This window comes from Pseudomonas sp. JDS08PS003, assembly GCF_045013505.1.
GTDB classification, from domain to species: Bacteria; Pseudomonadota; Gammaproteobacteria; order Pseudomonadales; family Pseudomonadaceae; genus Aquipseudomonas; species Aquipseudomonas protegens_B.
The window spans coordinates 22,881-35,470 of record NZ_CP120724.1; the positions used below are offsets into that span (position 1 = coordinate 22,881).

Below are 12,590 nucleotides of genomic sequence, written 5' to 3' on the forward strand. Positions count from 1 at the left end.
TTATTGGGTTGGGCATAAGTAAAGACTTATAGTCGTGCCACCAGCCCTTGGCGCGAGCACTCGAACAATGCGTAAGTCCTTGATGAGACTGACATTACGTCAGTTGCAGATTTTCAATGAAGTCTGCGATCTACGCTCCTACAGCCGCGCTGCCGATGAAATGAATCTCACCCAGCCCGCCGTCAGCCTGCAGATTCGCCAGCTGGAGGAGCTGATCGGCCAGCCACTGTTCGATTACGTGGGCAAGAAGCTCTACATGACCGAAGCCGCCGAAGCCCTGCAGCGGGCCAGCCGCGACATTTTCGGGCGCCTGGAAAACCTCGACATGCAGCTCTCCGACATGCAGGGCTCGCTGCAGGGCCAGCTCAAGCTGGCGGTGGAATCCAGCGCCAAGTACTTCGTCCCGCACCTGTTCGCCGCCTTCAAGCGCCAGCATCCGGAAGTCCACCTGCAACTGACCGTGGTCAACCGCTCCCAGGTGATCCGCCGCCTCTCGGACAACCGCGACGACCTGGTGATCATGTCCATGGTGCCCCAGGACATGGAGCTGGAGTTCCTGCCCTTCCTCAACAACCCCATCGTCGCCGTGGCGCCGCCGGACCACCCGCTGAGCCATATGGGGGCGCTGCGCCTGCAGGATCTGGAGCCCTACACCCTGGTGCTGCGGGAACAGGGTTCGGGCACGCGCCTGGCCTGCGAGGAGTACTTCAAGGAGAAGCGCGTGCACTTCACCCAGATCCTCGAAGTGTCGTCGGCGGAAGCTCAGCGTGAGTGCGTGCGGGCGGGTCTGGGCGTGGCCTTGCTGACGCGCCACGCCCTGAACCTTGAGTTGGCGACCGGCGGCTTGATCGAGTTGCCGGTCGAAGAGCTGCCATTGCTTCGCAGCTGGTGCCTGGTGCAAGCCAAAGCCAAACGCCTGTCACCGGTAGCGCATGCGTTCCTGGGATTCATCCGCAGCGAGCGCGTGCAGATCAGCGGGCTGGTTGAACGCTTCGACGGGAAGCCGCGGGTGCCGCCTGCCAGTAATTGACGGCCTCGAGCTCGGGGTAATCGTTGATTTGCTGTTGCAACTGACGCAGCTCGAAGCGGTGTTCGATCGCACGACGAAATTCCATGCGGCGCTGGTCTTCCTGCTGACGACGGGTCTTGACTGCGCTGTTGCTCTCTTCGTAAGGCCGGGCCATTTCGAGTCTCCCAATGCGAGTACGGGAGCTTCACGATGGACGTCGGCGGTTACGGTTTGGCGGCGGGTCGGTTACAGGACGATGAACATTCACCTGGCAAACACCGCCCTGGGCGCTGGTGGGCTTGCCGGCGAAAGCGTCCGTCAAGGCAACGCACAACCCAGGCCCCCTCGCCAGCAAGCACAACCCCGCCCGAACGCCCCTAGCAGGAAGACTCAGTCGTCCAGAGCTTTCACCGACTTGGGCGACAGACGCAGGCTGCGAAGGCTGCGCTTGACGCTCTTGAGGTGATTCACCAGGCTCGGGCCGCGGGCCATGGCCACGCCCATCGCCAGCACGTCGATCACCACCAGGTGGGCGATACGCGAGGTCAACGGGGTGTAGATTTCGGTGTCTTCGTGCACGTCGATGGCCAGGTTGACCGTGGACAGCTCGGCCAACGGCGTCTGGCTCGGGCACAGGGTGATCAGCGAGGCGCCGCTTTCACGCACCAGATTGGCGGTGATCAGCAGGTCCTTGGAACGGCCGGACTGGGAAATGCAGATGGCCACGTCGGTAGGCTTCAAGGTCACCGCCGACATCGCCTGCATGTGCGGGTCGGAATAGGCCGCCGCGGTCAGCAGCAAGCGAAAGAACTTGTGCTGGGCATCCGCCGCCACCGCGCCCGACGCGCCAAAGCCGTAGAACTCCACGCGCTGGGCCTGGGACATGGCCGTCACCGCCTGCTGCAGGGCCACCGGATCGAGCTTCTCGCGAACTTCCATCAGGGTGTGCAGGGTGGTGTCGAAGATCTTCAGGCTGTAGTCAGCGACAGAATCGTCTTCATGGATCGCGAACTGGCCAAAGCTGGCACCGGCAGCAAGGCTCTGGGCCAACTTGAGCTTCAGATCCTGAAAGCCGGAGCAACCGATGGCACGGCAGAAGCGCACGATGGTCGGTTCGCTGATGCCCACGCTGTGGGCCAGGTCCGCCATGGAACTGTGCATCACGGCCGCAGGATCAAGGAGCACGTGATCGGCGACCTTGAGTTCCGATTTGCGTAACAAATGACGTGACTGGGCGATGTGCTGCAACAGGTTCAAAGGGCTGGACTCATTGTTATTGGCTGACGCCGGGGATGTAGCAAGCTTGTAGTTATACTACAGGAATCGTCTTTTTGCCTGTTCAATGCATCATGAAGTTGCCGGCCTTCCCCCCATTTTCAGCCGGGTACGACTTATGTAGCCGTTGTGGCAGGCGCCGCCGCCCATTAGCGAGTCTGGGCTTGCAACAGCTGCGCGAGCGCCTCGGCATTCACCGGGCGACTGATCAGGTAGCCCTGAACTTCATCGCAGTGTTCGGCCCGCAGGAAGGTCAGCTGGGCAGGATCCTCGACCCCCTCGGCCACCACTTTCAGCGACAGCCCGTGAGCCATGGCAATGATTGCCCGGGTAATCGCCGCATCCTCGCCACCGTCGGCAAGACCACGAATAAAGGCCTGGTCGATCTTCACGTAGTCCACCGGGATGCGCTTGAGGTAGCTCAGGGACGAGTACCCCGTGCCGAAGTCGTCGATGGCCAACTTCACCCCCAGATCACGCAGTTGCTGGAAGGTCGCGATGATGTGCTCGACGCTATCCAGGAGCTGGCTTTCAGTCAGTTCCAGCTCGAGGAAGTGCGGCTCCAGACCAGTTTCTTCCAATACCTGGCGCACCAGGCTCACCAGCTTGCCCTGGCGCAACTGATACACCGACAGATTGACCGACACCCGAATCGGCTCCAGCCCCTGGCGCTGCCATTCGCAGGCTTGGCGGCAGGCCTGGCGCAACACAAACTCGCCGATGGGGCCGATGAGCCCGGTCTCTTCCGCCAGGCCAATAAAGTCTCCCGGCGGCACCCGCCCCATGGTCGGGTGATCCCAGCGCACCAGGGCTTCGGCGGCGTTCAGCCGGCCCGTGGCCAGGCACAGCTTGGGTTGGTAGAACACCATCAACTGGCCTTCTTCGATGGCCTTGCGCAGTTGGTTCTCCAGTTGCAGACGCTCCAGGGTGCTGGCCTGCAGGCTCTCGGTATAGAACTGGAAGTTGTTGCCTCCCAGGTGCTTGGCATGGGCCATGGCCATGTTCGCCTGACTGACCAGGGCGGCAATCTCCCGGGCGCTGTCCGGCAGCATGCTGATGCCCATGGAGGCGCTGACCACCAGTTCATGGCCATCGACGGTGATCGGCAGGCGCAGCTTGCTCAGCAGCCGGGTCGCCACCCGGGTCAGGCTCGACAGGCTGCCGTAGGCGTCGAACAGCACGGCGAACTCATCCCCGGACAACCGGGCGATGGTGTCGGCTTCCGGCAGGGCATTGACCAGTCGTCTGGCCATCTTCTGCAGCAACTGGTCGGCCACTTCATGGCCGAGGCTGTCGTTGAGCAACTTGAAGCGATCCAGATTGATGTGCAGCAAGGCCAGGCTGCGGCCGCCCTGGCGCACCCGTTGATGGGCCTCGGCCAGGCGCTCGCGAAACAGAGAGCGGTTGGCCAGCCCGGTGAGCTCGTCGTAGTGAGTGAGGTAGCGCATGCGCTCCTCGGATTCGCGCCGAGCCGATAGATCGGCGAAAAAGCCTACGATATGCCGGATTTTCCCCCGCTTATCCCGCACGACGTTCAATTGCAGCCACTGCGGATAGAGTTCGCCGTTCTTGCGGGTTTCCACCAACTCGCCCTGCCAACTGCCGTACTGCTCCAGAGCCTGATGAATCAATGGGTAATGCCGGCGGGCATCGCGGCTGCAGGACAGCTCCACCACATTGCGTCCGAGCATGTCCTCGATCTGGTAGCCCGTGACCTGGCTGAAGGCCTGATTGGCGGCGATCAGGGCGTACTCGGGGTCGAGGATGACGATGCCTTCACTGGCCGCCTCGAACACCGTCGCCGCCAGATTGCGCTGCACTTCCACTTCCTTGTCGGCACTGATATCCCGCCGCGTGCCCACCATGCGCAACACCCTCCCAGCAGGACTGCGCTCCACCGCCCTGCCCCGGTCCTCGATCCACACCCAGTGGCCATCGCCATGGCGCACCCGGTACTCCACCTGATAATCCTCGCTGCGGCCCTTGAGGTGCTCCACCAGGGCACGTTTGAGCAGCGGCAAATCCTCGGGGTGCAGACGCGGCTTGAGATGACTGAGCATCGCGGTGACATCTTCGGGCTCCAGGCCGAACAGCTCCTTGATCTGGGTGTGATGGATTTCGTCGGTCTGCAGGTTCCAGTCCCAGAGCCCCAGCTCGCTGGCGTTCAGGGCCAGGGCCAGACGCGCCTCGCTCTTGCTCAGGGCCTGGTTGGCCTCGTCCAGCTCCAGGCTGCGCTGGGCCACCCGGAGCTCCAGCCCGGCCTGGGCTTCACGCAATTGGTCTTCGGCCCGTCGGCGCTGTTCGATCTCACGGGCCAGCTCGCGGTTGAGCTGACTGCTGCGGCTCTGGGCGTCCTGCAGATGCTCGATCAGCGCCTGATTCTGAAAGCGCCGCAACAGTCCGCGCTGAATCAGGCGGTTGACCTGCCAGGCCACCACGCTCAGAGATACCAGGAGAATCAGCCCGAGCCAGCCCCAGCCTCGCTGCTGATCGTCTCCGCCCCAGAACAGATAGGCGATGGCCGGCAACAGGCAGGGCAAGGTGAAGGAGAGAAAGGCCTGCAGGCTGACCGCGTAAGCCACGCTAGCGGAAAGAATCGCCGCGCCGATCAGGCCGAAAACCCAGGCCTGCTGCAAAAAACTGTCGGTGGGCACCAGGGCGATGCCGGCACAGGCCAGGGTCAGGCCACTGACTGCCGACCCCAGAAGAAACATGCGCTGCCAGATGGGCTGCGCCTGACGACTGGGAATCGCCGAGTCGAACGCCGCCACCTGGATCACCCGCAAGGCCACCAGGGCCAGTAGCCAGACCATCCACACGCTGAGCAACAGATAGCGCGCCGGACTCCAGAGCAACCAGGTGCACACCAGGCCGTTGAGCAGCATGAAAAGGGTCGGCAGCAGCGAGCCCTGATACAGCAGGCGCGTGCGCTCCACTGCCATCTCGACGGCGTAATGCTGGCGGATGACCCGCGGCGCCATGAAGGGCCCGGACGGGTCGGGGTTAAGTGTCATAGGCAGTATTCTTATAATGGTTGAGCCCGAAACGTCGGCGGAGCATACACAAGCGCAAGCCCGAGCCAAACTGCTCCAGATCATAAAATCGATAAAACAAATCCCGCCGTATTCCGCCGTGAAAGTGTGCGGGCGAGAGACGTCAATGGCTGCGGCCTGTGACCAACCGGTCGTCCCCGGCCGTTGTTTTATCGGCTAATGCAATGCCGGGTTTGCCCGGGGTGACGCGGCCCCCTAGAATGCCCCGATGCGCGATGATCTCTCCCTCCTGTTGAACTCCCTCAACGATGCCCAACGCCAGGCCGTAGCTGCCTCCGTGGGTCGTCAGTTGGTCCTGGCCGGTGCTGGCTCCGGCAAAACCCGTGTGCTGGTGCACCGTATCGCCTGGTTGATCCAGGTCGAGAACGCCTCGCCCCACTCGATCCTGTCGGTGACCTTCACCAACAAGGCTGCCGCCGAGATGCGTCACCGCATCGAGCAATTGCTGGGTATCAACCCGGCGGGCATGTGGGTCGGCACCTTCCACGGCCTGGCACACCGCCTGCTGCGGGCCCACTGGCAGGAAGCCGGCCTGAGCCAGACCTTCCAGATTCTCGACAGCGACGACCAGCAACGCCTGGTCAAGCGGGTGATCCGCGAGTTGGGCCTGGACGAACAACGCTGGCCGGCCCGCCAGGCCCAGTGGTTCATCAACGGTCAGAAAGACGAAGGCCTGCGGCCGCAACATATCCAGGCCAGCGGCGATCTTTTCCTGGCCACCATGCGCGGCATCTATGAGGCCTACGAGGCCGCTTGCCAGCGCGCCGGAGTCATCGACTTCTCCGAACTGCTGCTGCGCGCCCTGGACCTGTGGCGCGACCACCCGGGCCTGCTGGCGCACTACCAGAAGCGTTTCCGCCACGTGCTGGTGGACGAGTTCCAGGACACCAACGCCGTGCAATACGCCTGGCTGCGGCTGCTGGCCCAGGGCGGTGACAGCCTGATGGTGGTAGGCGACGACGACCAGTCGATCTACGGCTGGCGCGGGGCGAAAATCGAGAACATCCATCAGTATTCCGCCGACTTCCCGGACACCGAAGTGATCCGCCTGGAGCAGAATTATCGCTCCACCGCCGGTATCCTCAAGGCTGCCAACGCCCTGATCGCCAACAACACCGGGCGCCTGGGCAAGGAGCTGTGGACCGATGGCGGCGAAGGCGAAGCCATCAACCTGTACGCCGCCTTCAACGAGCACGATGAAGCCCGCTATGTCGTGGAAACCATCGAGAGCGCGCTGAAGACCGGCATGGCCCGCAGCGACATCGCCATTCTCTACCGCTCCAACGCCCAGTCCCGGGTGCTGGAAGAAGCCCTGCTGCGCGAGCGCATTCCATACCGCATCTATGGCGGCCAGCGCTTCTTCGAGCGGGCCGAGATCAAGAACGCCATGGCTTACCTGCGCTTGCTGGAAGGCCGTGGCAACGACGCGGCCCTGGAACGGGTGATCAACGTTCCGGCCCGGGGCATCGGCGAAAAGACCGTCGAAGCCATCCGCGAGCACGCGCGCCACAGCGATGTATCGATGTGGGAAGCCATGCGCCAACTGGTGGCCAATAAAGGCCTGACCGGTCGTGCCGCCAGCGCCCTCGGCGCCTTCATCGAGCTGATCGAGAACCTGGCGGCCAAGACCCTGGAAATGCCCCTGCACCTGATGACCCAGACGGTGATCGAGCAGTCGGGGCTGATCGCCTACCACGAAGCGGAAAAAGGCGAGAAGGGCCAGGCCCGGGTGGAAAACCTTGAGGAACTGGTGAGCGCCGCGCGCAACTTCGAGAACAGCGAAGAAGACGAGGACCTGACGCCCCTGGCGGCCTTCCTCGGCCACGCATCCCTGGAAGCCGGCGATACCCAGGCCGACGAACATGAAGACAGCGTGCAACTGATGACCCTGCACAGCGCCAAGGGCCTGGAGTTCCCCTACGTGTTCCTGGTGGGCATGGAAGAAGGCCTGTTCCCCCACAAGATGAGCCTGGAAGAACCCGGCCGGCTTGAGGAAGAACGCCGCCTGGCGTACGTGGGCATTACCCGGGCCATGCAGAACCTGGTGATGACCTATGCAGAGACCCGTCGTCTATATGGCAGCGAAACCTACAACAAGGTGTCGCGCTTCGTACGTGAAGTGCCCAAGGGACTGATTCAGGAAGTGCGCCTGTCCAACAGCGTCAGCCGGCCTTTCGGTGGCGGCCAGTCGCAAAGCACCAGCAGCCTGTTCGGCGGCAGCGAGATTCCGGACACCGGCCTGAGCCTGGGTCAGGCCGTGCGCCACTCGGTCTTCGGCGATGGGGTGATCCTCAACTTCGAAGGTGCCGGCGCCCAGGCGCGGGTCCAGGTCAACTTCAGTGAAGGCAGCAAATGGCTGATGCTCGGCTACGCCAAGCTGGAAGCCATCTAACCACCCACGCTTGGCGTGTGTAGGAGCTGGCTTGCCAGCGAATCTCACTGGCGAAGACCGGCTCAAGGGCCTCTTCGCCGGCCAGCCGGCTCCTACAGGCCAGTGCAGAGAAGGCAGGGCGAACATGGGCACAGGCTTTTTTTCCTCGTGGACATTCTGGGCCCTGTTGTCGGCAGTTTTCGCTGCTTTAACGGCGATCTTCGCCAAAGTGGGGATAGAAAACCTCAATTCAGACTTCGCCACCCTGCTGCGCACCGTGGTGGTCCTGGTCAGTCTGGCCTTGATTTTGTACGCAACGGGCCAATATCAGTCCCTGGGATCAATTTCCCCCAAGAGCTACCTGTTCCTGCTGCTGTCCGGGCTGGCCACCGGGGCTTCCTGGCTGTGCTATTTCCGCGCCCTGAAACTCGGCCCCGCCTCGCTGGTGGCGCCGGTGGACAAGCTCAGCGTGGTGTTCATCGCCCTCATCGGCGTGGCATTGCTGGGGGAGAAACTCGATCTGCGCCAATGGGGCGGAATCGGTCTGATCACCGCTGGCGTGGTGCTGCTGGCACTGCGTCGCTGATCGGCTTGAAGATTGAACCAAAGCCGCGTCCTTACAGACAAAAACCCTATCGGCGAGCATGATTGCGGGCAGAGCTGAATCAAGCCTGTCAGGCAAAAGCCCGAAACATTATGCCGCTCGCCACTGACACTTCACCTGTGCAATATGGCGCGCGTGCCATCCACAAATGGGAACCCCCTTTATGAAACGTTTTCTTAGCATCGCCATGGCGCTGTGCATCGGCCTGACGATGAGCCTCGACGCCAACGCCAAGCGCTTCGGTGGCGGCAAAAGCGCCGGCGCTGCCCCGACCCACCAAACTCGCCAGGCGGCGCCAACCGCTCCGGGCGCTCCTGCCGCTGCGGCCACCGCTGGCGCAGCCGGTGCTGCAGGTGCCGCGGCCAAGGCCGGTGGTGCTTCGCGCTGGCTCGGCCCTCTGGCCGGCATCGCAGCCGGTGGCCTGCTGGCCTCCATGTTCATGGGCGGCGGCTTCCAGGGCATGCAGATCTTCGACATCCTGATCATGGCAGTCATCGCCTTTGTGATCTTCCGCTTCATCGCCGCGCGCCGTCGCAAGCAGCAGGAGCAGTTCGCTCCAGCGGGCCACGCGCCAATGCAGCGTGAGGCTTTCGAGCCTCAGCAACCGGCTGGCGGTTCGATCTTCGGTGGCTCGGCAGCACCTGCCGCGCGTCCTGTGATCAACGCTCCGGCCTGGTTCAACGAAGAGCGCTTCATTGAAGCGGCGCGCAGCCACTTCCAGTCCCTGCAGCAACACTGGGACGCCAACGAAATGGACAAGATCGCCGAATTCGTCACCCCGCAGATGCTGCAGTTCCTGAAACAGGAACGTGCCGATCTGGGCGACGGCTTCCAGTCCACCTACATCGACAACCTGCAAGTGCAGCTTGAAGGCGTGGATGACCGTGCCGACAAGACCATCGCCACCCTGACCTTCAGCGGTGTATCGAAGACCTCGCGCTTCGACCAGGGCGAAGTGTTCAGCGAAAGCTGGAACATGGAACGCGCCCAGGGCGACAACCAGCCATGGCTGGTGGCAGGTATCCGCCAGAACGGTTGATTCATGCCGTTGTCACAGCAGTAAGGCAAAACCCCGACTCAAGTCGGGGTTTTGCATTTCACGATTGCACTTATAGCGAGCTACTGTATAAACCGCCGTCAAACAACCGCGCCATAGAGCTAAGAGGACCCAGGCCGTGGAAGAAGTCATCGAACAACTCCGAGAAGCCAACGAACCGGTACCCGTCCCCCTGGAACTGCCGGACGAAGACCAACTGGTGGAAATTGAAGAACAGCTGTTCATCAATATTCCGTTCGTCTTCAAAGAGTTCCTGTTGACGGTCAGCGACGTGGTTTACGGCAGCCTGGAACCGGTCACCGTCACCGACCCGCAATCCCACACCTACCTGCCGGAAGTGGCCGCGACCGCCTGGGACCTGGGCGTGCCTCGCGAGCTGATCCCGATCTGCCAGGACGGCGACGACTACTACTGCGTCGAGGAAGACGGCACCGTGGTGCTGTGGTCCGGCGAAGAAGAACTGATCACCGAAGAGTCCTGGGAATCGGTGTGGCACTGGGCGCGGGACGTCTGGCTGGAAAGCTGAGCCAACTCCCGACGTTGCAACCGGCTCGCCAGCGCCCTGCTGGCGAGCGGCAAGGTCAATGCCCGCCGTTGTCCTTGCTGTGCTCGAAGGTTTCGATCAGCGCCACCTGCATCCGCGTGTGCACGCGGATGAACCAGCGCCACAACACCGCAGCCACCACAGCCGCCACCACGGCAATCAGCACCAGCAACTCCAGGGTCGGCAGGATGCTCGACGACAGCGCCGCCAACAGCAGAAAGATCACCAGTAGCGACAGGATCGGAATCACCTCGGCGATCACCCGACGTACCCGCTGGGTGTGGCGCCCGGCCATTTCCGCCTTGACCCCCATCTCCGCCAGCAGCATCGATAGCGCCTTGAGCTTGCGGTAGGCGGCAATCAGAAATGGCAGCGACAGCAGCAGCGCTCCACCCCAGATCAGTGCCTTCTGCCAGCTCGGATCACTGACCCAGTCCTCCAGATAAGCGCCGATGCGCTTGGCGAAATAGCCGCCGGAAAAGAAGATCGACGCCACCAGCGACAGATTCACTCCCACCTGTAGCAGGATCTTGCGGATCATCGACGCCAGCAACGCACCCTCGCCCTGAGGCTGGATACTGCGCAACCACTCCCCATACATGCCCAGCACCCGGCTCAGACGTTGAGGCAAAACCCCGGCCAGCTTGTGCGACAAAGGATCGGCCGCGCGAATCAGATAGGGCGTGAGCAAAGTGGTGATCGCCGACACGGCAACCGCGACCGGATAGAGAAAATCGCTGGTGACCTGCAGGGTCATGCCCAGGGCGGCGATGATGAACGAAAACTCGCCAATCTGTGACAGGCCCATCCCGACTCGTAGAGAGGTCCGTCCATCGTTGCCGGCGATAAAGGCACCCATGCCGCAGGACAACATCTTGCCCAGCACCACTGCCACGGTGATCACAGCGATGGGCCAGGCGTATTGCAGAAGGATCTGCGGGTCGATCATCAGGCCGATGGCGACAAAGAAGATCGCACTGAACAGGTCACGAACCGGCTCGATCAGCCGCTCGATCTTCAGCAACTGACGGGACTCGGCCATGATCGCGCCGATCAGGAAGGCCCCCAGGACCATGCTGTACTCCAGCTTCACCACCAGCAGACAGAAGCCGAAACACAGCCCCAGCACAGTGATCAGCAGCATCTCGTTGCTGTCGAACCTGGCCACGTAGGCCAGCAGGCGCGGCACCAGCAGAATGCCGATCACCAGCGCCACGATCATGAACAGCGAAAGCTTGCCGACGGTGGAGAACACTTCGCCGGAACTCACGGTGCCACTGACCGCAATACTCGACAGCAAGGCGATGATGCCGATGCCGAGAATGTCCTCGACGATCAACACACCAAAGATCAGCTGGGCGAAGCGCTCGTTCTTCATCTTCAGGTCGTTGAGCGCCTTGACGATGATGGTGGTGGAGGAGATGGCCAGGATCGCCCCGAGGAACAGCGAATCCATGGTGTTCCAATCGAACCAGCGACCGATCTCGTAGCCGATCCAGATCATCAGGACGATTTCCAGGAAGGCCGCGATAAACGCCGTGGCACCCACCTTGAACAGCTTGCGCAGGCTGAATTCCAGCCCCAGGCAGAACATCAGGAAAATCACCCCAAGCTCGGCCAGGGTCTTGATGGTCTGTTCGTCGTGGATCAGACCGAACGGCGGCGTGTGGGGGCCGATGATGAAGCCGGCGACGATGTAGCCCAGCACCACCGGCTGCTTGAGTCGGTGAAAGAGAATGGTCACGACGCCTGCGACCAGCATGATCACGGCCAGGTCCTGAATGAAACTGATGGCATGCATGGCCGGGGTTCTCCTTGAAAGCTGGGCGGCGCAGATCGCCTAAAAAGAAAAATCTGATCAGTACAAAGAAATATCCAAAAATAGGAGCGGAAAAAGCCCTGGAACGGGTGTTTTGCAGGTTAACACCGGGACTTCCGGCAGAAAGGCGGTGCAATATTAGGAAACAGATCCACCGGAGCGTGACGGCACGACGCGGCCCGGCGTCCCGTTATCGATGGTTTGAAAATCCTTGAAACCAGCACCCGCAGAGGTGCTCAAGCAACCCCTGTCTTGAACCGTGAGTGTGCTATGGAACCCGGAAACGCCCAGCTGTCGATGACGGTATTGATGACCCCTGACATGGCCAATTTCTCTGGCAATGTCCACGGCGGCACCCTGCTCAAGTACCTCGACGAAGTTGCCTATGCCTGCGCCAGCCGTTATGCCGGCCGCTACGTAGTGACCTTGTCGGTGGATCAGGTGATCTTCCGCGAGCCGGTGCATGTCGGCGAACTGGTGACCTTCCTGGCCTCGGTCAACTACACCGGCAACACCTCCATGGAGGTGGGCATCAAGGTGGTGACCGAGAACATCCGCGAGCGCTCGGTGCGCCACACCAACAGTTGCTTCTTCACCATGGTGGCGGTGGACGACCAGCGCAAACCGGCCCAGGTGCCGCCGCTGCAACCCGAGACTGCCGACGGCAAGCGCCGCTATATCCAAGCCCAGCAGCGCCGGCAGATCCGCCAGGAGCTGGAAAAGCGCTACCAGGAAATCAAGGCCGACGGCCCTTGATCCTCAGGCAGATACGCTGATTCAGCAGGACCACGGACGGTCCCCTCGCCACGCCCCGGCAGCGCCTTGCGCGCTCGACCAGCCTCTCCCCCCGCCGCTCCA

Annotated in this window: 10 protein-coding genes; 6 read left to right on the forward strand and 4 right to left on the reverse strand. The window is 62.2% G+C overall.

Annotated elements, in window-relative coordinates:
* Positions 1-67: 67 nt before the first annotated feature.
* Positions 68-1,030, forward strand: a complete 963-nt coding sequence (locus P7C00_RS00105) for a LysR family transcriptional regulator (protein ID WP_346634754.1) — start codon at positions 68-70, stop codon at positions 1,028-1,030.
* Here P7C00_RS00105 and P7C00_RS00110 read toward each other — a convergent pair.
* From P7C00_RS00110 to P7C00_RS00120, 3 genes are all read right to left on the reverse strand, one after another.
* Positions 972-1,184, reverse strand: a complete 213-nt coding sequence (locus P7C00_RS00110; RefSeq protein WP_081002137.1) for a PA3496 family putative envelope integrity protein — start codon at positions 1,182-1,184, stop codon at positions 972-974. The genes P7C00_RS00105 and P7C00_RS00110 overlap by 59 nt on opposite strands.
* 215 nt (positions 1,185-1,399) lie before the next feature.
* The gene (gene hexR / locus P7C00_RS00115) at positions 1,400-2,266 is read right to left on the reverse strand and encodes a transcriptional regulator HexR (RefSeq protein ID WP_011064325.1); all 867 of its coding nucleotides are present in this window, start codon (positions 2,264-2,266) and stop codon (positions 1,400-1,402) included.
* 167 nt (positions 2,267-2,433) lie between these two features.
* Positions 2,434-5,298 carry an EAL domain-containing protein gene (locus P7C00_RS00120; RefSeq protein ID WP_346634752.1) on the reverse strand — a complete coding sequence of 955 codons (2,865 nt, stop codon included), beginning with the start codon at positions 5,296-5,298 and terminating at the stop codon, positions 2,434-2,436.
* Between the two features lie 247 nt (positions 5,299-5,545).
* Here P7C00_RS00120 and uvrD point away from each other — a divergent pair, with 247 nt between their 5' ends.
* The 4 genes from uvrD to P7C00_RS00140 all read left to right on the forward strand — a co-directional run bounded on the left by uvrD (position 5,546) and on the right by P7C00_RS00140 (position 9,895).
* Complete coding sequence (uvrD, locus tag P7C00_RS00125) at positions 5,546-7,729, forward strand: DNA helicase II (RefSeq protein WP_346634751.1); 2,184 nt, start codon at positions 5,546-5,548, stop codon at positions 7,727-7,729.
* Between the two features lie 124 nt (positions 7,730-7,853).
* Positions 7,854-8,294: an EamA family transporter gene (locus P7C00_RS00130; RefSeq protein WP_404937937.1), complete on the forward strand. Its 441-nt coding sequence runs from the start codon at positions 7,854-7,856 to the stop codon at positions 8,292-8,294.
* A gap of 181 nt (positions 8,295-8,475) precedes the next feature.
* Positions 8,476-9,351: a Tim44 domain-containing protein gene (locus P7C00_RS00135; protein ID WP_346634749.1), complete on the forward strand. Its 876-nt coding sequence runs from the start codon at positions 8,476-8,478 to the stop codon at positions 9,349-9,351.
* 136 nt (positions 9,352-9,487) lie between these two features.
* Positions 9,488-9,895, forward strand: coding sequence for an SMI1/KNR4 family protein (locus P7C00_RS00140; protein ID WP_102862372.1), 408 nt, complete (start codon positions 9,488-9,490; stop codon positions 9,893-9,895).
* Between the two features lie 55 nt (positions 9,896-9,950).
* Here the strand turns inward: P7C00_RS00140 and P7C00_RS00145 are convergent, their stop codons facing one another.
* Entirely contained in the window at positions 9,951-11,714 is a 1,764-nt protein-coding gene (locus P7C00_RS00145; RefSeq protein ID WP_346634748.1) for a cation:proton antiporter, read from the reverse strand.
* Positions 11,715-12,002: 288 nt separating this feature from the next.
* Here P7C00_RS00145 and P7C00_RS00150 point away from each other — a divergent pair, with 288 nt between their 5' ends.
* On the forward strand, positions 12,003-12,488 hold the full coding sequence (locus P7C00_RS00150; RefSeq protein WP_102862374.1) for an acyl-CoA thioesterase: 486 nt from the start codon (positions 12,003-12,005) through the stop codon (positions 12,486-12,488).
* The last annotated feature ends 102 nt before the right edge of the window (positions 12,489-12,590 follow it).